The following is a 24800-nucleotide window of genomic DNA, read 5'->3' as shown; positions in this document are numbered from 1 at the left end:
AGAAGGAGGAATTCCACTTGCATAACAAGGCTGAACGTTTGAAAAAAAGTAAAACCCCGGCACCCAAAACAGGTAACGATCACGGAGATCGGCTGCCGCCAGGACAGATGCTGACGGAGAAATTCCCGATTCTGCATGAAGGGGAAGTGCCGGAATATGACCTGTCCACATGGGACCTGAAGGTATTCGGTGAAGTAGAAGAGGAGAAGGTGTTCTCCTTAGCTGAGTTGCAGGCGATGCCACAGGTGAACACGGTGAGTGATATTCACTGTGTTACCCGTTGGTCGAAATTCGATACGCCGTGGGAAGGTATTCGCTTCTCCGATTTTGTGAAACTTCTGGGGGTTAAGCCGGAGGCAAAATACGTCATGATTCATGCGGATCATGATTATGAGACAAACGTACCGCTTGAAGAATTGATGCATGATGATGTACTGCTTGCATTCAAATATAACGGTGAGCCACTAACACCCAAGCATGGTTTTCCACTGCGTATGGTTGTGCCACAACTTTACTTCTGGAAGAGTGCCAAGTGGATACGTGGTCTGGAGTTTATGACAGAAGACCGTAACGGATTCTGGGAAGTGAATGGTTTCCACCATTTTGCCGATCCGTTCAAGGAACAACGCTTCTCGGGTGAAGATCTGCCGATTCCGGAAGACGAGTGGACGAAGAAGGAGTTTGATTGATATGTTGATGCCTATTTTGCAGATTCATTCGGAAGACATGCCTGCATACGCCATCGTCTGTGGTGATCCGGCACGTGCGGAGAAGATTTCTCGTAAGCTGGAGCAGGCGAGAGAACTGGCGTTCAGTCGGGAGTATCGTACATTTGTTGGATTGTATGAAGGGGTGCAGATCGCTGTGGTCAGTCATGGTGTAGGTTCACCTGGAGCAGCTGTGTGTTTCGAGGAATTGATTCGGGCGGGTGTAACAACTCTGATTCGTGTAGGTACAGCGGGATCGTATACAGCTGATTATCCGGCAGGCAGTGTGATTGTGAGTACAGCCGCTGTTCGTACAGACGGGTTGACTCGCCAACTGGTACCGGATGGTTTCCCGGCGGTAGCGGACATTGGGTTGACTCAAGCGTTGATCGAAGCTGCTCGTGAGCAAGAAAGCGCGGATGCTGCAACCTTTGCAGGCAAAGTGGGCGTTGGTATTACCGTAACACTGGATGCATTCTTTGCAGGCGTGGAAGAGATTCCACACCGCAAATACAAGCAGGCTGGAGCACTTGCAGCCGAGATGGAAATTGCGGCGCTCTACATCGTCAGCACCTTGCGTGGCGCTCGCGCCGGAGCCATTGTCGCGATCGATGGATTCGCGGACAGTGATCTGGCAGCCGAGTATGATCCGCATACGGATGCGGTGGGACAAGCGGTGGAGCGCGAGATTAATGCAGCGCTACGTGCGCTAGCCGCGCTTGCTCGCCAGGATCAGGTATAGGTTGGTTAAGGCAAGTATACATTTTTGCTCATTGTTACAACCAAAACAATAGATGATGTCCATTTGAGGTGGACAATATAAAAAGGGCGTCCCGTAAGGTCATGAATATGACCCAGGGGGCGTCCTTTCCTTTTTAAGAGGGGGATGCAGGTACAGTAGCGAATTGTATTTGCATGGCATGTCATTAAATTAGGAGAGTGATTAAATATGGGCTGGAGTGAATTGCGTGAAATTTCTAATGAATACAGCGATGAGGTACAGCGGATTGATGAGCAACTTTTGAAACTGGTTGCAGCCAGAAAGGACTTAACCGGAGCAGTCCAATACCAACCTCCTCAAAATACCATCGATGAATGGGTGAGCTTACTGGATATGAGGGAGGAAGATATCCGATATGTTCTCCGTAGCGTGCAACCGATGCCGCAAAGACACTACTTTCCAAGTGAACCTCTTCAATTGACGAGTGTAGTGCCGATTATGAAAAAAATGATTAAAGATTCGTGTGAGTATATGATCACGCATTCGATGCAATATGAAGGTGAAAGCCTCGTTTATGTGGAGATTCAATATAAGGGGAATGAAGCTGAGCGTATACAAATGGTTCCACATTTGGCTCTGGAAATATTCAGCGAACAGAGATATATCACCATGAGACATGGCAGTCGTGGAGGAGGTGGGGAGACGCAAATTAGTTTCCGAGTGGTTCCTGCCCTTCCTTCTTCTCTGGAAAACGTTCGATTCTCCTTGATTCCCTCAATACCAGAGATGGAATACAAAGTAGAGGAAATCATTTTGGATAAACAGGTTGATTTCGATTAACGGAAGGGTTTAGAGATGGATTTAGCTTAACTTGGGGACGGCCTGTCCCTCGAAGAGAATGATAATGCAGAAAGTGGGCACGTTATATAAAGGAACATCAACATGAATACGAAAAAAGGGAGGATTCTACGATGACACAGAACAATCAACCTCAGGACGAGGCGGAAATTCGCAACAAGCTGGATGAAGACGGGGATTCCTTGATGGAGAAAAAGAAGATTTTGAGCGGAGTAGACATTGAGCCGCAGGCGGACGAATGGGCGGCGAAGCCATCACCTGTTGCTTTTAATGAAGGAAATGCTTCTTCGAAAAAATAAACAACATGAGAATCATATGGGCTTGATGGAATGAAGATAAATTTAGCGAAGCAGGTACCCTTATGGTATCTGCTTTTTGGTTGTATAATAATGTAAAATTCAGTAGATGAAAGAGTGATGAGGATGAGTACGGGTAAGATTAACATCAGAAAGGCAGAAATGAGGGACTACTCTGGCGTGTCATTGTTGATGGATGAGCTGCACCAGATGCATGTCGAGGCGCGGCCGGATCTATACAGAGCGTTGGAGACTAGAATGGAGAAAAAGGAGTTCATCGAACTGCTGGAAACGGACAAGCGTTACCTATATGTTGCCGAGTCTTCCGAAACGGGCTTGATTCTGGGTTACGGGAGTGCGCAGTTAAGTGTAATTCAGGATAACCCATTGATGGTGGATCGCAAGATGTTGTACATCCATGAACTTGTAGTGGATAACAAACATCGGGGCCAAGGAACAGGTAAACAGTTACTACAAGCATTCATCGAGTTAGGGAGAGAGCTTCAGGCAGACAGCGTGGAATTATCCGTGTCAACGTTTAACTCTGGGGCACAGACTTTCTATGAACAGATGGGTCTGGTCGTCCGCAGCAGCAGGATGGAGTATACCTTGTAAGATGCATCGCTCTATTTAATTAGGAAGAATTCATCCATTTTTAACAAAATATCAGAATACTCTTGAATACCCCCATGGGGTATGTTACTCTTAGAAAAGAACGAAAGAAAAGGGGTGTTCATGATGGATCATCAGAGCCATCCCGAGGAACCTTTGCAATCCTCCAAGTCAGATTCAACGGAAGCTTTGGCAACAGTCCAAGAAGCAGTATCCTGTCATGCCGAGGGCAGTGATGGGAAGCATGTGCGCAAGAGTCACCATTCGCAGGAGATGAAGAGTAACCTGGTTTCTCGTTTGAACCGTGTGGAAGGTCAGATTCGCGGGATCAAGGGATTGATCGAGAAGGATACGTACTGTGATGATGTGCTGACGCAGATTGCGGCGGCTCAGTCTGCTCTTAATTCAGTAGGCAAACTTTTGCTTGAAGGCCATATGAAGAGCTGTATCGTTGAGCGTATTCAGGCTGGTGAACATGAGGTTGTGGATGAACTGCTGGTTACGATGCGGAAGTTAATGAAGTAAGCTGAATCAATTCACCTAATTAATTTTATCATTTTAATATACCCCAAGGAGGAATTTAGAATGTCTAATATTACATTGAACGTTACGGGAATGTCGTGCAATCACTGTGTGAAGTCGGTTGAAGAAGCTGTGAAGAATACCGGTGCGAGTGGTAAGGTTGATCTGGCAGCGGGAACAGTAGCCGTGGAATATGATGAGCAGAAAGTGAACGTGGATCAGATCAAAGCTGCGATTGAAGATCAGGGATATGATGTAGTCTAACTGCATCACAGGCTTAAACCGAACATGCTCATGGGTGAAAAAGAGGTCAGAGTACCTTTTTCCAAGAGTCAGGTTTAAGCCTAATTTTCTGTCTTATATATACCCCTTGGGGGTATGTTGGATGCCACATGCAATAAATTGAATTGACATGAAAGGAGCTGACATGATGGATAACTCAACGAATAAACCAATGGATAGATCATCCGAACCAATCCCAATACCACCTATGGCAGAAGCACCAGGACTGAAGGCAACACTGCACATCACGGGGATGACCTGTGCTGCATGTTCGACACGAGTGGAGAAGGGCTTGTCTCACATGGAAGGGGTGCATCAGGCCAATGTGAACCTTGCCATCGAACAGGCAACCGTATCTTATGATCCGAAGACAACCAACGTGAATGCCTTGCGAGATAAGGTGGAAGCATTGGGCTACGGTACGGTGTCCGAATCGGTTGATCTGAACATTACGGGTATGACGTGTGCTGCCTGTTCTGCCCGGATTGAAAAAGGACTTTCCCGACTACCGGGGGTATCTCAGGCGAATGTGAATCTGGCGCTGGAAACAGGGCATATCGAATATGCCGCTGGTGCATTGAAACCTTCGGATATTACCGCCAAGATCAAGCAGATGGGCTACGGTGCTGAATTGCAATTGACGCAAGAAGAGACCACATCGGTTCGTGAACGTGAGCTGCAACGCAAAAAGTGGAAATGGATGATATCTGCTTTGTTATCGATTCCTTTGCTGTGGGCAATGGTGGGGCATTTCTCGTTCACATCCGGAATCTATGTCCCAGATCTGTTCATGAACCCTTGGTTCCAGCTGATTCTGGCAACGCCAGTACAGTTCGTGATTGGGTGGCAGTTCTATGTGGGAGCATACAAAGCACTGCGCAACCGTAGCGCCAATATGGACGTCCTCGTCGCACTGGGTACCAGCGCAGCGTTTTTCTATAGTCTGTATCTGACGTTATCCAGTGGGTACTTACCTTCTGCAACCATGGATCATGGTGCAATGGGAACGAGTACAGCCGCCATGCCTTCGGTAGAACTCTATTATGAGACAAGTGCAATTCTGATTACGTTAATTTTACTGGGAAAATGGTTCGAAGCTGTGGCGAAAGGTCGCTCTTCACAGGCGATCAAAAGCCTGATTGAACTGGCTCCACGTGAAGCCCGTGTCATCCGGGATGGACAGGAAGTGATGGTTCCTGCCGCATATGTTGCGGTGGGTGACTTGGTTCTGGTGAAGCCGGGGGACAGCATCCCGGTGGATGGTATCGTTGAAGAAGGGCAATCCTCTGTGGATGAATCCATGCTAAGTGGAGAGAGCCTTCCCGTGGATAAAAAGCCGGGAGATCCCGTTACAGGTGCTACGCTGAACAAAAACGGGGTATTACGACTACGTGCGACCCGAGTGGGGTCGGACACGGCTTTGTCCCAGATCATTAAAGTAGTCGAGCAAGCTCAGGGCTCCAAAGCACCGATCCAGCGGATTGCAGATGTCATTTCAGGCATATTTGTTCCCATTGTCGTGGGTATTGCCGCGTTGACATTCCTGATCTGGTATCTGTTTGCAAGTCCGGGTGACTTCGCTGGTTCCCTTGAAAAAGCGATTGCCGTGCTTGTCATTGCCTGTCCATGTGCACTGGGGCTGGCAACGCCTACCTCTGTCATGGCTGGATCAGGACGTGCGGCTGAATATGGCATTCTGTTCAAGGGGGGCGAACATCTGGAGTCGGCACAACAGATTCAGACCGTGGTGCTCGACAAAACAGGTACAGTAACCCAAGGTAAACCGGTCCTTACTGATGTTATCACGGCTCCGAATTGGACGGAATCCGATCTGCTTGAGCGTGTAGGAGCGGCCGAGCAGAGTTCCGAGCATCCGCTGGCAGAGGCGATTGTTGCAGGTATTCGTGCCAAGGGTTTGGAGTTAACCCCAACAGAGAAGTTCGAGAACATACCGGGATACGGCGTGCGAGCTTCAGCAAAAGGGCAAGAAATTCTGGTCGGCACGCGGCGTTTGCTTGCAGATGCACAGGTGAATATCTCTGAGGAAACCGTTCAGCAGATGAACCGTCTGGAGGAACAAGGACGTACAGCGATGCTGGTAGCGGTAGATGGTCAGTGGGCAGGGATTGTGGCTGTGGCTGACACCATCAAGGATACCTCTCGTGAAGCCATTGGTCGACTTCAGGCGATGGGGATCGATGTCATCATGATCACGGGAGACAATGAGCGAACAGCTCGTGCTGTAGCAGAACAGGCAGGGATCGGTAAAGTTCTGGCTGAGGTTCTGCCGGAAGGCAAGGCTGCGGAAGTGAAGAAACTTCAGGAGAGTGGTCTGAAAGTTGCCATGGTAGGTGATGGCATTAATGATGCTCCGGCACTTGCTACTGCTGATATTGGAATGGCCATCGGAAAAGGAACGGATGTAGCGATGGAAGCGGCGGATATTACGTTGATGCGTGGTGATCTGAACAGCATTGCAGATGCCATTGAGATGAGCCGGCGCACGATGGGTAACATCAAACAAAACCTGTTCTGGGCACTCGGTTACAACGTTATTGGTATTCCTATTGCGGCAGTTGGCTTCTTGGCTCCATGGCTGGCAGGGGCGGCGATGGCGTTCAGCTCCGTATCGGTTGTCCTGAATTCCCTACGTCTGCAACGCATGAAGCTGAAGAGAAATGACTGACCGACCTTTGTTTGGTGATATATTCAACGCCTCATTGTAATAAAGTGAGGATTTAAATGCACGGTTCGCTGCAGCGGTCCGTGTTTTTTGTTGAGAAAAATACAGTTGAGTCGCCAGAAAGTAAGCCTGAATCGTTGGTATAGATGCTCTTTTCTTCGGGAAAAGGATAGCATAATGCTCTTTTGTGAAAATGGATCAATTGTATTCATGAATAAAGCTTACGTTTTCTGAATTTTTCAAAAATGAGTTGACAATATGGACATATTCACATAAAATTTAAACGATCGTTTGATTCAAACAACTGTTTAAATCAAATTAGAACTATTTGAGTAATGGAGGACACCTTTTATGTTACAGGCTTTACGTACATTGTTTAAAAAACCGCCAGTGATTGTAGGGATCGTAACAGCACTTATGTTCCAAGTGATCTTTAGCGTGATCTGGATGACCGCATATTCTGGAGTAAATGACCGTACGAAAGAATTGACGGTTGCGATTGTGAACGAGGACGGAGAAATGTCCAAAGGAATCGCGGATTCGCTCGCAGGAACACTGCCTTTCCATACCGTATCCAATCTAAGCGCGGCTGAAGCGTTGGACCAGCTGAATCATCACCAAGTACACATGGTGCTGGATATCCCGGCTGGGTTTAACGAATTGCTTCAGACGGCTGGCTCAACCGCCGAGATTAAATACACCATTAATGAAGCGAACCCGGTTACGATTAAAAGCATGATGCAAGGTGTATCACAAAGTGTGACAAACACGATTAACAAACAAGCTACAGCACAAGGAGTACAGACGGTGTTAACCGCTTCAGGTGCGCCTGCCGATCAGGCTGCTGAAGCCGCTACAAACCTGGCTACCCGAGTGGAAGGAACAACAACGTCCATCAACCCGGTTAATGGGATGAATAATCAGATGGTGCCAATGATGATGGTACTGGCTTCCTATGTAGGTGCCATGATCATGGGGATGAACCTCCAGACAGCCATGGGTATGCTGTCATCTACCTATTCCCGCTTGACTTTGTTTGGCGCGAGAGTAGTCATTAACGTGGGTTCTGCATTGGTTGTTTCCTTGCTGGGATCATCATTGATCGTGGCACTGGGAGGACAGATTGCACAAGGATTTGTTGCATTCTGGTTGTTCCAGGCGCTCTTCCTGTGCACGTTCATGTTCTTCTCCCAGTTCTTCCTGATCTGCTTCGGACCTGCAGGAAGTCTGTTCAACATCATCTCACTGTCCTTGCAACTGGTATCCTCCGGTGCAATGGTACCGCGTGAATTACTGAACAGCTTCTATAGCGGCATTGGGCAGTACCTGCCTGCAACATACGCCGTTCAGGGTATTCTGAGCGTACAGTTGGGAGGCCCAGGAGTTCAGTCTGCTGCGGGCTCTATCGTGATTGTGCTGTTGGTTGCAGTTGCGTTGTCACTCGTTGTGACGTTGTTGAAAAAACAACGCATGCCAGCTATGGCTCCAAGCCCTGCTCAAGCAAACAACTAATACAGCAGATGTATACCATTGCTTTATAGGATAGGACAAGCACCCCGATGATTTTCATCGGGGTGCTTGGTGTAATATAATAGACAGATGATTCGCTGGCTGCAGTCCTTGAGCTGGAGCGAATAAGATGAACGGACAAGAGGGAGCGGGACGGAATGACTGAACCGGAGTTGGATATCAAAACGAGGATATTGCTTGCAGCCAAGAAGCTTTTTGCACAGCAGGGGTATGACGGGACGAGTGTTCGCCAAATATGTGATGAGGCAGGTGCCAATGTGTCGCTGGTGTCTTATCATTTTGGCGGCAAAGAAAAGGTGTTCGAAGCGTTATTTGAGCATTTCTTCCCTGGGCATATGATGAACGCGCTGGCTGAAGAGTCCATGTCCTCGCCTGTGGAAGGTATCCGACGAATTATTGGTGAAGTTGTGAAGTTCACGATGACGGATCGGGAGATGAGCGATATTGTGCAGCTTGAAATTACACTGCGTACACATCGCACAGCTACTGTATTTCGTTTTCTAGACCCTGTATGGACCCGAGTGAGGGAACTGTTGCAAGAAGGAAAAGACCAGGGATTGTTCCAGGTCGAGTCCGTATCTTATGCGATGCTTCAGGTTATGGGTGTGGCTTTGGCGCACAAACGGGCCAAGAATTCACGATTTGGCTTTGATTATCAGGATATGAATACAGACGAGCTTGCTGAGCAGACAATTGAGTTCGTACTACGAGGATTGGGAGTGAACCACCATGAATGAAACCATTGATTTGATGATGAAACACCGCTCTGTACGCAAATTCAAGCCAGACCCGGTAAGTGATGAGCAGCTTGCAGCCATTGTATCTGCAGGGCAGATGGCTTCCTCTTCAAGTAGTGTGCAAGCCTATACCGTAATTGCTGTGACTGACTTAGCGCAAAAGGCCAAGCTGGCTGAATTGGCAGGCAACCAGGCCTATGTCAATGAATGTCCGGTGTTTCTTGTATGGTGTGCTGATCTGTATCGGCTGAGTGATGCTGCGAAACGTCATCTTCCTGAGAAGGAATCGTATGCCGATTCAACCGAGAATTTCATGGTAGCCACAATTGATGCTGCACTGGCTTCCCAGAACGCCGCTCTTGCAGCGGAGTCACTAGGGTTCGGAATCGTATATATTGGCGGGCTTCGTACCCGGATTGAGGAAGTTGCTGAGCTGTTGGAATTGCCGGAAGGGGTATATCCGGTGTATGGCATGTGTATTGGTGTTGCAGATCAGGAAACGGGAATTCGCCCGCGTCTGCCACTTAATGCAGTTCTGCATCGTAATCGTTATAATGCCGAGCAGAGCATCAAAGGTGTTGAGCAGTATGATGAGACAACGACGGCGTACATGAAAGAACGGACTAATGGTGAAAGAACGACTCCATGGTCCGAACTGATGGCGAAGCGCCTGACTGAGCCGACACGGTTGCAAGTGAGACCGTTCCTGGAAGGCAAAGGATTCTTGAAGCGTTAAGTTGAACTGAAGGTAGTTACACTTGCCACTCCGATGACAGAACAACCTTCCGATCGCTGTTATCCCCAGATTTTTTGATCCAATTTTTGTGAAGGTGAAAATCTGGTGATAGCGTATGCTTCCGAAGTAGCTTTCTTTCAGAAAGCTTTTAGGCGACCGCTCTGCTTCCTCAGGTTATTTCTGTCCTCTACGTTCCTGTGTAAAAATTTAGTTCAACTGATATATAATAGTAGACTAGAAGTCAGTCGGGGCGAAGCCGACTGGCTTCTTTGTGTTGTGCTGGCAGGACAAGCGATAGTACTTGCTGTTACCTGATTGTACTCAAGTTAAGCCATAGAAACGCTTTGTGTTCTGATAAAAGAGCCGGGCGGCCCGCTCGGTTCCCATGCCAGTGATTTCGCTCCATGCCTGGATGACCTGTCTGGTCATGGCCGGGTGTGTCATTCGTCCCTGAAATGGTCCTTCGAAGGGCCACGGTCCGTCGGTCTCGGCCATCACTTGTTCTGATGGATATTGCCGGGCGAGTTCACGAATCTCTTCTTCATACCGAATATCCGGCGTGAAGGAAATGAAATAACCGTTGTCCGCCATGCGCCTTACGGTTTGGCGAGAACCTTTGAACCAGTGGAAATGAGCACGTCGGAACTGATATTGCTCCAGCAAATCACAGACGATATCCGCATCATCGTATACCGCATGAAGGACAAGTGGTTTGTTATGCTTTTTGGCAAGTTGGATGAAACGTTCAAGCAGTTCAATGTACCCGCTCTGATCGAAGCGTTGCCCTGCCTGCTCCGCTTCCTGACGATTGTAATAGGGAAGGCCAACTTCTCCTATGGCTGTGGCTTGTCCCATATGCTTCTCGATCCATTGGAAGAAGAGGTCCATTTCTGCAATGGACGGCAGTTCCTGTTCCGGATGGAAACCGAAGGCCGGATAGATGTTACGTGGATGTTGTTTTGCAAGCTCCAGATTGGTCTTGGCAGAAGCGAGATTCATGGACACGGCAATGACTGCTTCGACCTGCTGAGACGGAAACGATAGCAGCATCTCGCGTTGTTTGTCAGGGGTATACTGATCGAAGTGAATATGAGCATCAATTAATGGTGCAAAAGCTTGAGAATGCACGAGGGAATTCCTCCTTGTGTTCAGTTATATTCTAACTATGTTACGCAGAATTTCTTATGGCGGATCACCCATTAAAGGAAATAAATAACTTAAAAACCCGCACTATCAAGATAGGCGGGCTTTCTGCTGTTCTTCTTTCATCCACTGTGCAATCTGCCGTTTACGTTCCAAAAAAGCGGATTCCTCCGTAATTTCTTCTCGTCTTGGGCGATCAAAAGGAACATGTACCTCGTGCAACACCGTTGCAGGTCGGTTGGATAATACATAGACCCGATCTGCAAGTAGCAATGCTTCTTCGATATTGTGGGTGATGAACAGCACCGAGCGGCGGTTCTGTTCCCAGATATCGATCAGCCAGCGCTGCATGTCGCTACGTGTCAGTGCATCCAGCGCGCTGAAAGGTTCGTCCAGCAGCATGAGTTCCTGCGGACTGAGCAGGGCACGCAGAAATGCAGCACGCTGCTGCATTCCGCCCGACAGCATATGAGGATAGGCCTGCTCGAACCCGGCAAGACCCACGCTGCTTAACCACTTTCGAGCCTCTGCAAGTGCTTCGGCCCGAGGTGGAGCACTTGAAGCTACTTCACCAGCAAGCAGTACATTATCTTCAATGGTACGCCACGGGAAAAGGGCGGGCTGTTGCGGCATATAACTAATCTTGCCACGCTGTCCCGTTACATTCTGACCGTTCATAAGTACTTGGCCTTCCTGTGGCTTAAGCAGACCGCCGATGATATGGAACAGAGTGCTTTTGCCACAGCCAGAAGGTCCAACGATAGCAACAAACTCGCCTTGCTCCACAGTCAGGGACAGGCCGTTCAGAACCGGTAACCTGCTCCGCCGTTCACGGAATGATGCATGAACATCAACGACGTCCAGTGCAGGTGGAACCGGAGCAGGAGTCGTATTGGCAGGTCGATCAGGCGTAGCGGAGTTAACCTTTTCACCGTGCGTTGGCTCCATTACACTTGCTCCTCGTCCAGGCTGGACTTGTTCATCCTGTTGCCGATTCATATGGTCATCACTTCCTAATATACAGATTACTTGCTTTACTACCGCTTCTGTGGCCGCCAGCGCACGAGCAGCTTCTCCAGCAGGGCAATGAACAGGAAGAGCAGCAAGCTGAGCGCGACAATAATCATGATCGCCACGAATAGGCGGTCCGTACGATAAGCCGACTTTTGCAGCATCATATAATAACCAATACCCTTGTCTGCACCAATCCATTCGGCGATGATAGCACCCATCACGCTATAGGTAGCGGCGATTTTGACACCGGAGAACACGGATGGCAGCGCATGGGGAAGCTCCAGCTTCCAGAAGATATGATGACGTTTGGCACCAGCCATGCGCATATAGTTCATCATCGCCGCGTCAGTACGGGTCAAGCCATCCATGGCCGCCACTGCAACGGGGAAGAAGCAGACCAGGATGATCGTAATCAGCTTGGGCAACAGCCCGAATCCGAACCAGATTAACAGGAGCGGCGCGAGCGCGATGGTTGGGATATTTTGACTAAGAATAAGTAAAGGATACAGGGCCGACTTGAGAAAAGGGACCAAATGCAGCACCATTGCAATCAGTAATCCAACCGCTGTTCCAGCAGCGAATCCAATCAGCGTTAACTGAATGGTTGCGGAAGCGTGCATGCCAAGCCGTTCGGCCTGGGTTGCCGCTTCGCGGGCGATGTCGGATGGTGCAGGTAGCATCCATTTCTCAATATGGAAGAGGGAGACGGCTCCCTGCCATATCGCTATAAAGAGAATAACCGCCACAATGGGCGGCCATACACTTTTGAAATAGGCAGGCATTAGCGATACTTCTCCGTCAGGGTATCCATGCTGAAGCCGGTAGGGCTATGGGCGATTTTGATCTGGGAGATGATGCTTGGGCTGCCAGCCTCCACAAGTACCTCGTGCATTTTACGTACAACTTCCAGCAGTTCCTCCAGTTCACCTTCCATCGTTGTGTCGAGCGCATTCACCTGATACTTCAAGCCAGATTGCTGAATAACTTCAATGGCGCGATCTACGTAAGGATAAGAGTTCTCGCCATTTGGCGTTTTCGGGATAACCTGAATACTAAGTAGTGTGCTTGCCATGAGAGATCACGGCTCCTTTCATGATATATAAAATGAACTAATGACCGTTACACTAGCCACTTCGATGACAGAATAACCTTCCAATCGCTGTTATCCCCAGATTTTTTTGATTCCCTTTCTCTAAAGGGAAAATCCGGTGATAAAGGCGACCGCTTCGCTTTTTCACGTTATTTCTGTCCTCTCCGTCCTCGTGTAAATATTAAGTTCGTTTTATATGAGAAATTTTATTGGGGTAAAAAATCGTTTGTATATGCCTTGCTCACATCGATCTGTTCATCAAGCACTTTTTTGCTAAACATCCAGTCGGTGTAGTTCTGCCAGACTTCCTGTTTTTGTTCTCCCCAGCGCGGGGCGTCATCCGTGTATTTTGGACTAAGCCATTTCTGGCTTGCCAGTACGAGGTCTTTATCCAGATCCGGGACGGCCTTGATCAGAATGTTTGCTGCGTCTTCGGGATGATCAATTGCGTATTGATATCCTTCTGAAGTGGCTTTCAGAAATGCTTTCACCAGCTCAGGGTCGTTTTGGATCGTTTGCTCGTTTGTTACGAGGACAGGCGTGTAATAATCCAGTGCATCTGAATAATCCTTCACATATAACATGTCGATCGGTTCCCCGCGCAGTTCGGCTTCAATCCCCGTCCAGGCGTAGAAAATCCACGCAAAATCAATGTCCCGTTTTACTGCGGTGAAAAAGTCGGCGTCACCCATATTAATGTTTTTCACTTTGGATACATCGGCTCCGTCGCCTTCCATAATGGATTGCATCACGGCTTCTTCGACTGGGGAACCCCAACCGCCATAGGTTTTACCTTCAAAATCTTTCGGTGACTTGATATTCCGATCCGCCGGAGCAGCGAAACCAGATGTATTATGCTGAATAACTGCTGCGATGGAGACCAATGGAACACCCTGTGTGCGGGCTTGAGTTACACTCTCCTGATAACTTACGCCAAACGGTACTTCATTGGAGGCAACCATCGTATCTGCGCCACCGGCACCTGGTTGTACAATCTCCACGTTCAAGCCTTCGGCCTTGTAAAAACCTTGATCTACAGCCGCATATAGGCCGGTATGATTCGTATTCGGTGTCCAGTCGAGCACCACTTTAATATCTTTCAGGGCGGCAGTGTCACCTTTGTTACTGCTTTCCGCATTTGTGTTGCTGTTCTGTTCTGCCGGGGCAGCTTCTTTGCCGCCACATGCGGCTACAGTCACCATAAGCACGCATAAGAGCATCAATCCCATCGTTTTACGCCATTTCATCTGTAATTCTCTCCTTCGATATGTCCGGCCGAGTGGCACGGGGTACTCCTTGGCTTCATATCCAATCATCTTGCATAAATCGACAGATTTATACCAGTTGAGATCTGAATAACGTCACTTTTTTTAGCTCTCTGGCTATATAAAAGAACATTAAAAAAGCGTCCCGTATTCCGGGACGCGTGCAGGCGTTAGAGAGGTGGCGTTCAGCCATAGGGCTGTGCCATTTCGATATACTCCGATTCCTACGCTGGCATGATCCAGATCAGGTCTAAGGGTTAGTATCTTGGTGGGATACACTCTCAGCCGGCCAATTCCGACTCCCCTGGGAAACTATGAAGTTACGGGCATTACTAGGTGTAATTATAGGCCAGCGGGTGGAACGTGTCCAGTCAGGAACTGGATGGGGACACGTATGAACTTATCAAACAGGCCGTTATACATATGTATAACAGCCTGTTTAGATGTGTTATTTTCAATAATTATCGTGGCGAATCATATAAGGCAATCTGGCTGAGTGCAAAAGCATCGGATTTTGGGTCATAGCCTACCTGTTTCTGAGTGGTTTCCAGATTCAATCGTTTAAACCGATTATTCGAGATCCCATGCAGTATGGTGAAGGGCTCCAGATTGGTAGCTGTAATTGCTTTGAACATCAAATCACACAAGTCAGCCGGACTAATATACGCGCTCATATCCCTTGCTTCCAGCGCTGGTCCGTCCGGTTGAAAATCATCATATGCACCTATACGTATTGCTACACTTTGTAAACCTTCGGTATACGCAAAATAGGAAGCGAGCGATTCTCCGAAACATTTGCTAACCCCGTACAAATTCCGTGGGCGTGTTGGCATGTCCGGATAGACTTGAGCATCAATGGGATACCCCTCAATCGTCTGTGCACTGCTCGCCAGAATGACTCTTTGCACACCTTGCTCCTTAGCTGCACGGAATACATTAAATGTACCTTTGATATTGATGTCCAACAACGATTCATAGAATCCGGCATGCGGGGAAGGGTCTCCCGCCAGATGTACTACCACATCCATGCCTTCGCAAGCATGCTGACAGGCTTCAGGGTCTGTCACATCCAGTGTCATGATCTCATGGTCGGTTTCTTGATACGTATGCAGTCTGTCGATATTCAAATCCGTTAGTCGCAGGTGATATGCTTCTGACAAGTGTTGGGACAAGTCCCGGCCAATTTTCCCGGCTGCGCCGGTAATTAAAATGTTCATGAAATCAACTCCAATTCTTAGCGCTGGAAGAACTCAATCCATTCCTTTTCAGGTCCATAGATGAAGAAATAGCGGTAACCGTTAGGCAGTGTAATAATCTCTCCATCAATAAATACGGCTTTGGTGGCTTGGATGCGTTTGTACTCAGAATCAAGATCATCTACATGGATCGCAAAATGGTGTACCGTACCTTCGGAAGGCAGCTTGTCGCTGTAACCTTGAATTAACTCAATCTCAGTCTCATTACTTCCATTGAAGCCAAGGAAGGCGAGCTGAATGACGCCGTTGGTATGGGTTACCCGGTCTTTCAATTCAAGACCAACAATCTCCGTATAGAAACGCAGCGTGGTCTCCAGATCACGCACAGCAATGCCGACGTGGTCAATGCGTTTTTGAAAACTCATAATCCAAATCCTCCTTATACTATGAATCTTTCTACCATTTTAAGGGATATCATAGGGCTGTACTACATGGTTGTCAAATCCGGTTTTAATTTGGAAAAATTATAATTGTTCACAGAATGTTCACTTATGTGGTGGGTTTCCTCATCTCTATAATTACGAAGGTAAACAGAGAGGATGAGAGAATTGCCAACAAGCAAGAAGGAACAAATTATTTTCGGATTAATGATGTGTACAGGAATGGTCTTGGTCATGATGTTCTTCAATCTATGGCACAGTGGGTTACTCGGCAAAATGTCCCCGCTTGAGATACTGCTTCAATTCATATTATGTTTTGTCATCGCGTTTCTGGTGGAGTCTTTCATTGTTGGCCCTGTGGCGAGAAAGATTGCATTTTCTATGCCCTTCGACAAGTCCAATAAGATTCTAGGTGTGCTGGCTATGTCATTTTTTATGGTGATTGGCATGGTTCTGATCATGTCTTTGTATGGAATGATCTCGGCATATCTCGCTGATCAATTAAGTGGGTCATCCGTACTCCGTACGTATCTCCATACAATCGCTCGTAACTTCAGCCTGGCGCTTCCATATCAATTGATCATTTTGGGACCACTCGTACGATATGTATTCGGTAAATTCATCAAGGATAACGGGCCCGTAATGCCTGTCGTTAACAAAAGTGTGTGATTCAGATGGGGCTAAAGTATTTCCTGGGCAATCTTGTGCAAATGAATAGATATTATTCTCACCTTTAATGAAAGGTGAGAGAGAGGCAAAAATAGGGCGCTTGCCACGATGATTACAGCGCTAACGAATCGAGAACACCTTATTAGGCCAGTTTTTAGGGAATGAAAAATCTAACGAATCTCAGCGGCGTTATTATGTCAAAAAACTGCAACGAGACCTTGAATTTGAAAATAATTATCTATAATAACGTCTCCAGGATTCGTTAGATTTCAAATATCCTGAAATGCAGATAAATAGCGTGTGCTAGGTTCGTTAGAACAGAGTAACGCTACAAAAAAATGTCCACTGTCAGGTCATGACAGTAGACATTTCAATCTCAATCTCAATAATAGGTAATTCTAATTCTCAGGACTGCATCGAAACATAACTGTTAAGTCGCAGAATTTGCTATATGTTTGTTCTGCCATTGATACGTGATCACGCTAATAACAAGCAGGCCAACCGCAAAGATGGCAAGCATCCATGCAGATTGATTAACTGCCAGATGATCCAGACTCCATCCCGTGGTCAAAGGCAGAATGGCACCGCCAACCCCACCTGAGGCAATCAAAATGCTGGGTGTGGATTCTTCGGTTCCGGGCAGCAGTTTGCTGGCGAAGACAAGGGCAATGGAGAAAATGCCTGACATCGCAAGCCCAAGCAGCAAGATGATGAGAAATGCAGACCAGATTTGGTTTGTAAATGGAAATACCATTAACAAGAGAACAGATGCGAGACAACTGTACAGTACATAGACGCGGTATTGGAATTTCTCTGCGACATACCCGGCGAAGAGTCGTCCCACAGACATGGCAATCCAGAAACAGGTGACACTAAGCGCTGCTCCGGCTTCCTTCATGTTCATTTTCTCAATCAGAATCGCTGGCATGAAGTTCGCAAGACTCATCTCTGTGCCAACATATAGGAAGAAGAACAGAACGAATAATACCAGAAGAGTCCTGTTACGGCCACGATAGGTTGGACTGGGTGTACTTGCAGATGCGGGATGCATCTCACCCGATGTCCTTGCGGTGTGGGCATGTACTGAACCGTTATTTGAACTCCGTCGCTCCAGAAATTTATCCAGCTCTCCAAATGATCCTTTCGCCCAGAAAACAAAGGTCAGCGCTGCACAGATCGCAACAACGAGAAAGGACAAACGCCAGTATCCGGCAGCAATCAGACCGCTGGCCATGAGCGGCATGACCATCGCTCCGATCCCGAATAATACTTCCAGTCGACTCATGGCAACGGCTGTATTGTCTTTGATTGCAGCGATGATAATGGTGCCAATAACAGCTTCAACCATTCCGAATCCGAAGCCGGCAGCGGGTGCAATGACGAACATCCAGCCCCATGGTGGCAACAGCATGTAGGATAATTCGGCAATACAGAGTAAAGCTGTGGCGATTAACAGGCCCCCCCGTTTACCAAAGCGTCTGTTCAGCCATGGAGATAACAATACACCACCGAGGAATCCGGCAAATTGAGCAAAGATCAGCGTCCCGCCCTGACTATAATCTTTGCCGTAATGTTCAAGTGCAACCGGCAGAATGGAACCGAGCACAACGTGGGCAAGTCCAATCAGGAAATAGGACAGACATCCGATCCAAAGTAATTTTTTCATAAAGAACTCCTTCTACTTATATACATAATTGACGATCACAATAAAGCGCAATCTTGAAGACAAAGTCTATCATAACAGGACGTGTTAAGTTGTGCCATGAATTCCTGATCGATACAAAAGGTTGCAATCTGGTCCGGCGTTCGTATATACTGAGACACAACAATTACAGATCGGACCATGCCGTTGAAGAGAATCCAACTCGGAGGCGTTTTCGCCAGGGGAGCGATATTTCCCTAAGTTAACCGGAACCGCCCGTTATCGCGGACCAAGAGGCTGAAAGCAGGATATCCTGATTCAGCAAGTTGGGTGGCACCGCGAGCAGAGCGCTCCTCGTCCCAAGGGATGAGGGCGCTCTTTGTATTTTTACAGCCAAAGGAGACGGTGACCATGTTAGAAATGAAGTGGATTCGTGCACATGCAGAAGAGGTTCAGGCCGCAGCAGACGGGAAAAAAATCAAGATCAACATTCGCACATTGCTGGAGCGGGATGAGGAACGCAGAGCACTTTTACAGGAATCGGAAGAAGGACGCAGATTGCGCAATACGTTATCCGCGGACATTGGCAGACTCATGCAAGCCGGGAATCGGGAACAGGCCGAGGGTTTGCGGGCTCAGGTGAAACAGATCAATGAACAGTTGGAACAGGTGGAAGCGAGGCTCGCCCCTGTGCAGGAGGAAGTAACCAAGCTGCAATGGCTGGTACCCAATATCGTATCCCCGGATACCCCCAATGGCTCGTCGGATGCGGATAATGTAGAGCTGCGACGTGTGGGAGAGGTGCCAACGTTCGAGTATAATACCAAAGATCACGTAGAACTTGGGGAGTTGCATGATCTGATCGATATTCCCCGTGGAGTTAAGATTGGTGGTACGCGAAGCTATGTATTAAAAGGCGCTGGCCTGTTATTACATCGGGCAGTACAGCAACTTGCGCTTGATCTGCTGCTGAAGCACGGCTTCACACCGATGGAGGTACCGCTGATGGTCAGGGAGGACGCACTGGTGAACACCGGATTCTTCCCAACAGGTCGAGATCAGGTCTATGAACTTGAAGGGGAGAACAAGTGGCTGGTGGGAACTTCTGAAGTGCCGCTGGTCTCGTATTATGCGGATGAGATTGTTGATGTTCAAGAGCCTGTGAAGTTGGCCGCGGTATCGACGTGTTTCCGCAGTGAGGTTGGCTCCGGCGGACGGGATGTGCGCGGATTGTATCGTGTGCACCAATTTGCCAAAGTTGAGCAGGTCATTCTCTGTGCCCCTGATGCAGAAGAATCGGAGCGCATGTTGCAAGAGATTACGGGACACGCCGAAGAATTGCTGCAATTACTGGAACTGCCGTATCGTGTTGTCGCTGTATGTACCGGAGATATGTCGCAGAAAACGTATAAACAGTATGACATCGAGACCTGGATGCCAAGCCGCGTTGCATATGGAGAAACGCATTCGTCGTCGAATCTGCATGATTTTCAGGCGCGCCGTTCGAATATTCGTTGCCTGGATGCCGAAGGCAAGTTGGCCTATTGTCACACGCTCAATAATACGGCGGTGGCATCGCCGCGTATCCTGATTCCGTTGCTTGAGAATCATCAGCAGGAGGATGGAAGCATTCGCATTCCGGTAGCCCTGCGGCCCTATATGGGCGGGGCCGAGAGCTTGATTTTGCCAGAGCAGGACGAAGTGAAGTAGAGAGGTTAGGTAACGCTTTAGTAATTCAAAAAGGGGATGTTCCAAACGGCATGTTGCATGTGACGATGGGCATCCCCTTTTAAACTGAAATAGTATTTACATAAACCAAGCTCCTACTATGTCGGGCTAAATTCAAAAGTTTTTATAACGATTACACGCTGATCTCATGAATTGTTCCAAGACTCTCACTCACGTTATTCAACTTTATGCAATTCGTATCCGATATAATATAATAGAAGTAAAATATTGGATTATGGGAGATGGATATAGAAATGAGTAGAATCAAACTGGCGCTTCGAGGCACACTTGCTCTAATTATGGCATTAACAATACTGGTCCCTTCGTTGGCCTTGGCGGCTACCGGTGACGTGAAATCGATTGAAATAACCAATAGCAGCCCGCAGAAGATGAGTGTTTCCGAAACAGCTGCGCTTCAGGTGATGGCAACGGTAGAAGGTTTTGATAACAAGCAGGATGTTACCGAAGGCGTGACTTGGTCCACCAGTAATGCAGCAGTCGCTACGATGGTGAAAGGCAAAGTCAAGGCTGTGGCCGCGGGCGAAGCAACGATTTTTGCAGAAGTAGACGGGTCTAAAGCCCAGTTGGTTGTCCAAGTGCAGGAGAAGATCAAAAGCATCAAAGCTTCACCGAAATCCTACAGTTTTGTTAAAGGCAGTGAAAGCACCCTTCCGAAAGTAAGTATTACCCGTGCGAATGGTAAGGAAGAGGATGTGACGTCTGAGATTGTGTGGTCCGTATCCACTTCTTCGGCTGTGCTGGAAAACGGTAAAATCAAAGGCGTTACACCTGGCAGAGTATTGCTGCAAGGCAAATATGGAACAACGATTGTGAAAGTCCCCGTTGCTGTGACGGATGAAATTACCAAAGTTGAAGTCACTCCTGCCACAATGCAGCTGAACATCAAGAAGTCCAAGGCGTTGAAGGTCATCGGGACCTACGCAAATGGCAAAACGATCAACCTTTCGAAACAGATCGTATGGACCTCTTCCAATACAAATGTAGCTATCGTGAAAAATGGAACCGTTAAGACGCTGACCGAGGGACAAGCCACCTTGACAGGAACTTATCAAAATCAGACAATAAAGGCAGAGGTTACCGTTGTACCTTTGCTCAAAAAGTTGATTACAGGCCAGAAAAAACTGGTTTTGTCCCCACAGGGAAGTACAACGCTGAGTGTGATGGCCCAGTATGATACGGGCAAGACCACTGTTGTGACCAACAGTGCGGTGTGGAGCAGCACAAAGCCGGGCGTAGCGACAGTAACAAATGGCAAGATCGTGGCTGTAGGCAAAGGGAAAACGTCCATCACGGCCAAGTGGGGCAACAAAAAAGTGACGATCCCTGTTACGGTAAAATAAATCTTCATATAATCAAGCATCTTGCATGAATCAAAAGTTAGTTTCAGTACATGACACGTTAAAATCATCAATATCATCAAGGTAACAGACAACTAGGGGCGTAGACATACGCTCCTTTTTTGGATATATAGAAATATGTATCTGAAATGCCTTCTGCTTTAACAACTATATAAGGGGATTGGATGGGAGGAATATGAAAGCTTCGATTATAAGCTCAGACTCTAACTCTAGTGATCTGGCTTACCTGAAATATCTTCTTTTATCCCTAAGTTCCACACTTACATTTCAACGGAGTACTACGATTAAGCGCATGAAGCAACGCACCTATCAAAAATACAGAGAAGGTTACCATTTAAAATGTCATGGTGAAGAGGAGATACCTGAATGAAAGATCCAATGCAACCGGAAAATTGGCCTGCCTGGGCGACAGAGTCGGTAGAGATTGCTCCGGCCAACCCCAATTGGGATGCGCAGGCTCAGGATGAAATCCGGCAACTCAAACGTCTTCTAGAGCAGTTTAATATTCATCAATTCGAACATATCGGAAGCACGTCCATTCCAGGGTTACCCGCCAAGCCCATTATTGATCTGATGGCAGAGGTACAGTCATGGGATGACATGGATCTGATCGCGGATCAGCTGAATCCGTTGGGCTGGAACTACGTTCCGCCTGAACTGGATGGACGGGAGTACAGACGATTCTGGGTCAGGGTTAAGGATGGCAAGAGAGCTGTACACCTTCATCTGATGCGCCCGGGAGAAGAACGCTGGGATCGTCAAATTCGGTTTCGGGATGTGCTGAGAAAACGCCCAGATCTGGTGGAAGCTTACGCCGTCCTGAAGACAAAGCTTGCTGATGAGAACAAGGAAGATAGGGAATCGTATACCGCTGCCAAAACGCAATTTATTTTACAAGTGCTTGATGAAGGCGTGTGATTGATTGAAAAGCGTACTTATCAAAGACAGGCTGATCTATTTCTTCGCAGTCATGATGACCATGGCGGCAGGACTCGCATCCAGACACTTTGGTGATCGATTGCCGGATTGGGTGCATGAACATTTCGGAGATGCATGTTGGGCGGGCATGATTTATTTCGGAGTACGCATGGTGTGGCCTCATCGCAGCTTGGTATGGGCGATGTGTTTGAGCTGCGTATTCAGCTGGATGATTGAGTTCTCGCAGTTGATTCAGACGCCTTGGCTGATTGAGGTACGCTTTACCGTATTAGGTGCTCTTATTTTGGGACATGGTTTTCTGGGGATCGATCTGATTCGATATACGGTCGGTATTCTGTGCATGGTTATGATAGATCGTTATTTCCTGAGAAATAAGATGGCTGGATCATGAACTCAAGTGAATCATGGAGGTGTGCTGCATGAATGTAGAAAAACTTTTTGCCGAATTGCCCGAATTCGAAACACAGCGGTTAAAACTGAGGCGGCTTACGATGGATGATCTTGATGAATATTATGCGTTTGCCTCTGATCCGCGAGTGAGTCAGCAAAGCTTGTGGAACTGCCATGAGACGGTGGAGGATTCAATTCAATATATTCAGCGGGTGCTGGATAATTATGAACGGAAAACGGTACATATCTGGGCTTTTGTTTTAAAGGAAACAGGGACCTTGATCGGGAGAGGTGGCATTTTTCATCTCAACGAACCCATGCAGAGTGCTGAACTAGGGTACGCGATAGCCAGCAGTCACTGGGGTAAGGGGCTCGCAGCAGAAGCGATGCAACCTATCGTGGATTATTGCTTTCAGGAACTGGACTGCAATCGGTTGGATGGGAAATGTAATGCAGGCAACATAGGCTCTGCACGCGTAATGGAGAAGCTGGGCATGTCGTACGAAGGTTTGTTACGCAAACAGTTGAAGGTCAAAGGTGTATTTACAGATCAAAAATTGTACTCCCGTATCCGGGATGATCTATAATACTTCCAATGACACATAGGGTACATCGCAGAAATTGAAGGAGGCGGAACCATGATCTATAGTATTATTTCCCGTTCGTTGTGGGAGCAAGTGTCAAAAGGGACTGAGTATGCACCAGATAGCCTGGAGACAGACGGATTCATTCATTGTTCCACGAAGGAACAGATCCCATGGGTAGCCGGGCAATATTATGCAGGCCGCACAGATCTGTTATTACTTAGTATTGATGAGAAGGCGTTGAAGCCAGAACTGGTGTATGAGGATCTCTACGAATTGAATGAACTATATCCACATATCTATGGAGAGCTCAATCTGGATGCGGTTCGCAAAGTCATTCCATTTGAACCGAATGCAGACGGTACGTTTTCATTTCCTGAATAAATAACATGTGACGCTTCTATTTGGACGTGATCTGGGGACATTATACTTTTTCGAAGGGTGGTTAACGGATGGATATGAATCAGGTTTTTCTGGAGACAGCCGAGAAGCAATTCTTGTATTACAAGCAGCTCGGGGAAAAAGCCATGGCACAACTGGATTCCGAGCAATTGTTTCAATCCTGGAATGAAGACGCGAACAGCATTGCGGTAATCGTAAAACATCTATGGGGCAATATGCTGTCCCGCTGGACGGATGTACTGACAACAGATGGTGAGAAACCGTGGCGTGAACGGGACGCCGAGTTCGTGAATGATATTTCGTCCCGGGAAGAGTTGCTCTCCAAATGGGAGGAAGGCTGGAATTGTCTACTCGAATCCATTCGTTCGTTTACCCCGGAACAATTGTCTCATATCATATATATTCGGAATGAAGGTCATACCGTGATGGAGGCCATTATTCGGCAATTAGCACATTATCCGTATCATGTTGGGCAGATTGTATTTGCCGCGAAAATGCTTAAAGAAACAGCTTGGGACAGTCTCTCGATTCCGAGAAACGGGTCAGATCAATATAATGGCGGCAAATTTTCCAAACCGAAGGCACGCAAACATTTTACAGAAGATGAACTTCATATAGAAAAAGGTGAGGAACAACAATGACTCAAATTGCATTGATTCGCCATGGAAGTACAGCGTGGAATAAGGAAAAACGTTCCCAGGGACAGACGGATAATCCGCTGGATCAGGAAGGCAGGGAACAGGCGGTATTACTTGCCGCGAGACTGGCCGACGAATCCTGGGATGCCATCTATGCAAGTGACTTGGAACGTGCAAGTGAGACAGCTCGCATCATTGGTGATCGCTTGGGTATTCAGGAGATTCATCTGGACCCTAGACTTCGCGAGATGGGTGGAGGACAGGTCGAAGGAACGACGGAAGAGGAACGGTTAGCCAAGTGGGGAGCGGATTGGAGTACTCTGGATCTGGGACGTGAGCTTGTAGATGCAGGGACTGTTCGAGGTAGTGCGGTGCTTGAAGATATTGTACGGCAGCACCCCGATGGAAGAGTGATTGTTGTCAGTCACGGAGCCGTTCTGCGTAATACACTGCGAGGTCTGGTGCCTGAACTGGATATCAGCGTGAAGCTGTCCAACACATCCATTACCCGGATCGCCAAGAATGAGAATACGTGGCAATGCGAACTGTACAATTGCAGCGTGCATTTGGATTCTTAGAGAGAGTCTCAATAGATGG

Annotated in this window: 28 protein-coding genes and 1 riboswitch; of the genes, 20 read left to right on the top strand and 8 right to left on the bottom strand. The window is 47.7% G+C overall.

Annotated features, from left to right (window positions below):
• The first annotated feature begins 17 nt into the window (after window positions 1-17).
• From EL84_RS01200 to nfsA, 11 genes are all read left to right on the top strand, one after another.
• Window positions 18-689, top strand: coding sequence for a sulfite oxidase-like oxidoreductase (locus EL84_RS01200; RefSeq protein WP_017691010.1), 672 nt, complete (start codon window positions 18-20; stop codon window positions 687-689).
• Between the two features lies 1 nt (window position 690).
• The gene (locus tag EL84_RS01195) at window positions 691-1449 is read left to right on the top strand and encodes a nucleoside phosphorylase (protein WP_047840380.1); all 759 of its coding nucleotides are present in this window, start codon (window positions 691-693) and stop codon (window positions 1447-1449) included.
• Between the two features lie 207 nt (window positions 1450-1656).
• Window positions 1657-2268: a hypothetical protein gene (locus EL84_RS01190; RefSeq protein WP_047840379.1), complete on the top strand. Its 612-nt coding sequence runs from the start codon at window positions 1657-1659 to the stop codon at window positions 2266-2268.
• Between the two features lie 131 nt (window positions 2269-2399).
• Window positions 2400-2585 (top strand): hypothetical protein, encoded by a 186-nt coding sequence (locus tag EL84_RS01185; RefSeq protein WP_017691007.1) that lies wholly within the window; start codon window positions 2400-2402, stop codon window positions 2583-2585.
• 123 nt (window positions 2586-2708) lie between these two features.
• Entirely contained in the window at window positions 2709-3197 is a 489-nt protein-coding gene (locus tag EL84_RS01180; RefSeq protein WP_047840378.1) for a GNAT family N-acetyltransferase, read from the top strand.
• Window positions 3198-3320: 123 nt separating this feature from the next.
• Window positions 3321-3719 (top strand): metal-sensitive transcriptional regulator, encoded by a 399-nt coding sequence (locus EL84_RS32820; protein ID WP_017691005.1) that lies wholly within the window; start codon window positions 3321-3323, stop codon window positions 3717-3719.
• A gap of 60 nt (window positions 3720-3779) precedes the next feature.
• Complete coding sequence (locus EL84_RS01170) at window positions 3780-3980, top strand: copper ion binding protein (RefSeq protein WP_047840377.1); 201 nt, start codon at window positions 3780-3782, stop codon at window positions 3978-3980.
• A gap of 226 nt (window positions 3981-4206) precedes the next feature.
• The gene (locus EL84_RS01165; RefSeq protein ID WP_047840472.1) at window positions 4207-6684 is read left to right on the top strand and encodes a heavy metal translocating P-type ATPase; all 2478 of its coding nucleotides are present in this window, start codon (window positions 4207-4209) and stop codon (window positions 6682-6684) included.
• Between the two features lie 348 nt (window positions 6685-7032).
• Window positions 7033-8193 (top strand): YhgE/Pip domain-containing protein, encoded by a 1161-nt coding sequence (locus EL84_RS01160; protein ID WP_047840376.1) that lies wholly within the window; start codon window positions 7033-7035, stop codon window positions 8191-8193.
• Between the two features lie 155 nt (window positions 8194-8348).
• The gene (locus EL84_RS01155; RefSeq protein ID WP_036673159.1) at window positions 8349-8948 is read left to right on the top strand and encodes a TetR family transcriptional regulator; all 600 of its coding nucleotides are present in this window, start codon (window positions 8349-8351) and stop codon (window positions 8946-8948) included.
• On the top strand, window positions 8941-9684 hold the full coding sequence (nfsA, locus tag EL84_RS01150; protein WP_047840375.1) for an oxygen-insensitive NADPH nitroreductase: 744 nt from the start codon (window positions 8941-8943) through the stop codon (window positions 9682-9684). The genes EL84_RS01155 and nfsA overlap by 8 nt, the downstream gene beginning before the upstream one ends.
• A 321-nt stretch (window positions 9685-10005) precedes the next feature.
• Here the strand turns inward: nfsA and EL84_RS01145 are convergent, their stop codons facing one another.
• The 7 genes from EL84_RS01145 to EL84_RS01115 all read right to left on the bottom strand — a co-directional run bounded on the left by EL84_RS01145 (window position 10006) and on the right by EL84_RS01115 (window position 15817).
• The gene (locus tag EL84_RS01145) at window positions 10006-10812 is read right to left on the bottom strand and encodes a TatD family hydrolase (RefSeq protein WP_082218787.1); all 807 of its coding nucleotides are present in this window, start codon (window positions 10810-10812) and stop codon (window positions 10006-10008) included.
• A gap of 105 nt (window positions 10813-10917) precedes the next feature.
• Window positions 10918-11826, bottom strand: coding sequence for an ABC transporter ATP-binding protein (locus EL84_RS01140; RefSeq protein WP_053061340.1), 909 nt, complete (start codon window positions 11824-11826; stop codon window positions 10918-10920).
• Window positions 11827-11864: 38 nt separating this feature from the next.
• Complete coding sequence (locus EL84_RS01135) at window positions 11865-12623, bottom strand: ABC transporter permease (RefSeq protein WP_017690997.1); 759 nt, start codon at window positions 12621-12623, stop codon at window positions 11865-11867.
• Complete coding sequence (locus EL84_RS01130; RefSeq protein WP_017690996.1) at window positions 12623-12913, bottom strand: MTH1187 family thiamine-binding protein; 291 nt, start codon at window positions 12911-12913, stop codon at window positions 12623-12625. Before EL84_RS01130 ends, EL84_RS01135 begins: the two co-directional genes overlap by 1 nt.
• 224 nt (window positions 12914-13137) lie before the next feature.
• Window positions 13138-14178 (bottom strand): ABC transporter substrate-binding protein, encoded by a 1041-nt coding sequence (locus tag EL84_RS01125; protein ID WP_047840373.1) that lies wholly within the window; start codon window positions 14176-14178, stop codon window positions 13138-13140.
• 221 nt (window positions 14179-14399) lie between these two features.
• Window positions 14400-14512: riboswitch (TPP riboswitch) on the bottom strand.
• Window positions 14513-14657: 145 nt separating this feature from the next.
• Complete coding sequence (locus EL84_RS01120; RefSeq protein WP_047840372.1) at window positions 14658-15413, bottom strand: NAD-dependent epimerase/dehydratase family protein; 756 nt, start codon at window positions 15411-15413, stop codon at window positions 14658-14660.
• A gap of 17 nt (window positions 15414-15430) precedes the next feature.
• Window positions 15431-15817 (bottom strand): VOC family protein, encoded by a 387-nt coding sequence (locus tag EL84_RS01115; protein WP_047840371.1) that lies wholly within the window; start codon window positions 15815-15817, stop codon window positions 15431-15433.
• 174 nt (window positions 15818-15991) lie between these two features.
• Here EL84_RS01115 and EL84_RS01110 point away from each other — a divergent pair, with 174 nt between their 5' ends.
• Window positions 15992-16501: a hypothetical protein gene (locus EL84_RS01110; RefSeq protein WP_371129103.1), complete on the top strand. Its 510-nt coding sequence runs from the start codon at window positions 15992-15994 to the stop codon at window positions 16499-16501.
• Between the two features lie 430 nt (window positions 16502-16931).
• Here EL84_RS01110 and EL84_RS01105 read toward each other — a convergent pair whose 3' ends face one another.
• Window positions 16932-18167 (bottom strand): MFS transporter, encoded by a 1236-nt coding sequence (locus EL84_RS01105; protein WP_047840369.1) that lies wholly within the window; start codon window positions 18165-18167, stop codon window positions 16932-16934.
• A 387-nt stretch (window positions 18168-18554) separates the two neighbouring features.
• Here EL84_RS01105 and serS point away from each other — a divergent pair, with 387 nt between their 5' ends.
• The 8 genes from serS (at window position 18555) to EL84_RS01065 (ending at window position 24781) form a co-directional block, all read left to right on the top strand.
• Window positions 18555-19853 (top strand): serine--tRNA ligase, encoded by a 1299-nt coding sequence (gene serS, locus EL84_RS01100; protein ID WP_047840368.1) that lies wholly within the window; start codon window positions 18555-18557, stop codon window positions 19851-19853.
• Between the two features lie 272 nt (window positions 19854-20125).
• Window positions 20126-21232, top strand: a complete 1107-nt coding sequence (locus tag EL84_RS01095) for an Ig-like domain-containing protein (protein ID WP_047840367.1) — start codon at window positions 20126-20128, stop codon at window positions 21230-21232.
• A 384-nt stretch (window positions 21233-21616) separates the two neighbouring features.
• Window positions 21617-22168 carry a GrpB family protein gene (locus EL84_RS01090; RefSeq protein WP_047840366.1) on the top strand — a complete coding sequence of 184 codons (552 nt, stop codon included), beginning with the start codon at window positions 21617-21619 and terminating at the stop codon, window positions 22166-22168.
• A 4-nt stretch (window positions 22169-22172) separates the two neighbouring features.
• On the top strand, window positions 22173-22580 hold the full coding sequence (locus EL84_RS01085) for a DUF2809 domain-containing protein (RefSeq protein ID WP_047840365.1): 408 nt from the start codon (window positions 22173-22175) through the stop codon (window positions 22578-22580).
• A gap of 28 nt (window positions 22581-22608) precedes the next feature.
• Window positions 22609-23166 (top strand): GNAT family N-acetyltransferase, encoded by a 558-nt coding sequence (locus tag EL84_RS01080; RefSeq protein WP_047840364.1) that lies wholly within the window; start codon window positions 22609-22611, stop codon window positions 23164-23166.
• A 51-nt stretch (window positions 23167-23217) separates the two neighbouring features.
• Window positions 23218-23547, top strand: a complete 330-nt coding sequence (locus EL84_RS01075) for a DUF952 domain-containing protein (protein ID WP_036673184.1) — start codon at window positions 23218-23220, stop codon at window positions 23545-23547.
• 68 nt (window positions 23548-23615) lie between these two features.
• Window positions 23616-24206 (top strand): DUF1572 family protein, encoded by a 591-nt coding sequence (locus EL84_RS01070; RefSeq protein ID WP_047840363.1) that lies wholly within the window; start codon window positions 23616-23618, stop codon window positions 24204-24206.
• Entirely contained in the window at window positions 24203-24781 is a 579-nt protein-coding gene (locus EL84_RS01065) for a histidine phosphatase family protein (RefSeq protein WP_047840362.1), read from the top strand. Before EL84_RS01070 ends, EL84_RS01065 begins: the two co-directional genes overlap by 4 nt.
• Window positions 24782-24800 lie beyond the last annotated feature (19 nt).

Source organism: Paenibacillus sp. VT-400 (assembly GCF_001029205.1).
GTDB classification, from domain to species: Bacteria; Bacillota; Bacilli; order Paenibacillales; family Paenibacillaceae; genus Paenibacillus; species Paenibacillus amylolyticus.
The sequence above is the reverse complement of the archived record's forward strand: the minus strand, read 5'-3'. Positions and strand labels throughout refer to the sequence as shown.

Excerpts from the sequence above, each read along its gene's own strand:
- EL84_RS01065 (WP_047840362.1), top strand. The coding sequence starts at position 24,203 with ATGACTCAAATTGCATTGATTCGCCATGGAAGTACAGCGTGGAATAAG.
- nfsA (WP_047840375.1), top strand. The coding sequence starts at position 8,941 with ATGAATGAAACCATTGATTTGATGATGAAACACCGCTCTGTACGCAAA.
- EL84_RS01140 (WP_053061340.1), bottom strand. The coding sequence starts at position 11,826 with ATGAATCGGCAACAGGATGAACAAGTCCAGCCTGGACGAGGAGCAAGT.
- EL84_RS32820 (WP_017691005.1), top strand. The coding sequence starts at position 3,321 with ATGGATCATCAGAGCCATCCCGAGGAACCTTTGCAATCCTCCAAGTCA.
- EL84_RS01195 (WP_047840380.1), top strand. The coding sequence starts at position 691 with ATGTTGATGCCTATTTTGCAGATTCATTCGGAAGACATGCCTGCATAC.
- serS (WP_047840368.1), top strand. The coding sequence starts at position 18,555 with ATGTTAGAAATGAAGTGGATTCGTGCACATGCAGAAGAGGTTCAGGCC.
- EL84_RS01190 (WP_047840379.1), top strand. The coding sequence starts at position 1,657 with ATGGGCTGGAGTGAATTGCGTGAAATTTCTAATGAATACAGCGATGAG.
- EL84_RS01155 (WP_036673159.1), top strand. The coding sequence starts at position 8,349 with ATGACTGAACCGGAGTTGGATATCAAAACGAGGATATTGCTTGCAGCC.
- EL84_RS01130 (WP_017690996.1), bottom strand. The coding sequence starts at position 12,913 with ATGGCAAGCACACTACTTAGTATTCAGGTTATCCCGAAAACGCCAAAT.
- EL84_RS01185 (WP_017691007.1), top strand. The coding sequence starts at position 2,400 with ATGACACAGAACAATCAACCTCAGGACGAGGCGGAAATTCGCAACAAG.
- EL84_RS01180 (WP_047840378.1), top strand. The coding sequence starts at position 2,709 with ATGAGTACGGGTAAGATTAACATCAGAAAGGCAGAAATGAGGGACTAC.
- EL84_RS01090 (WP_047840366.1), top strand. The coding sequence starts at position 21,617 with ATGAAAGATCCAATGCAACCGGAAAATTGGCCTGCCTGGGCGACAGAG.
- EL84_RS01070 (WP_047840363.1), top strand. The coding sequence starts at position 23,616 with ATGGATATGAATCAGGTTTTTCTGGAGACAGCCGAGAAGCAATTCTTG.
- EL84_RS01170 (WP_047840377.1), top strand. The coding sequence starts at position 3,780 with ATGTCTAATATTACATTGAACGTTACGGGAATGTCGTGCAATCACTGT.
- EL84_RS01125 (WP_047840373.1), bottom strand. The coding sequence starts at position 14,178 with ATGAAATGGCGTAAAACGATGGGATTGATGCTCTTATGCGTGCTTATG.
- EL84_RS01165 (WP_047840472.1), top strand. The coding sequence starts at position 4,207 with ATGGCAGAAGCACCAGGACTGAAGGCAACACTGCACATCACGGGGATG.
- EL84_RS01135 (WP_017690997.1), bottom strand. The coding sequence starts at position 12,623 with ATGCCTGCCTATTTCAAAAGTGTATGGCCGCCCATTGTGGCGGTTATT.
- EL84_RS01160 (WP_047840376.1), top strand. The coding sequence starts at position 7,033 with ATGTTACAGGCTTTACGTACATTGTTTAAAAAACCGCCAGTGATTGTA.
- EL84_RS01120 (WP_047840372.1), bottom strand. The coding sequence starts at position 15,413 with ATGAACATTTTAATTACCGGCGCAGCCGGGAAAATTGGCCGGGACTTG.
- EL84_RS01110 (WP_371129103.1), top strand. The coding sequence starts at position 15,992 with ATGAGAGAATTGCCAACAAGCAAGAAGGAACAAATTATTTTCGGATTA.
- EL84_RS01115 (WP_047840371.1), bottom strand. The coding sequence starts at position 15,817 with ATGAGTTTTCAAAAACGCATTGACCACGTCGGCATTGCTGTGCGTGAT.
- EL84_RS01075 (WP_036673184.1), top strand. The coding sequence starts at position 23,218 with ATGATCTATAGTATTATTTCCCGTTCGTTGTGGGAGCAAGTGTCAAAA.
- EL84_RS01080 (WP_047840364.1), top strand. The coding sequence starts at position 22,609 with ATGAATGTAGAAAAACTTTTTGCCGAATTGCCCGAATTCGAAACACAG.
- EL84_RS01095 (WP_047840367.1), top strand. The coding sequence starts at position 20,126 with ATGAGTAGAATCAAACTGGCGCTTCGAGGCACACTTGCTCTAATTATG.
- EL84_RS01105 (WP_047840369.1), bottom strand. The coding sequence starts at position 18,167 with ATGAAAAAATTACTTTGGATCGGATGTCTGTCCTATTTCCTGATTGGA.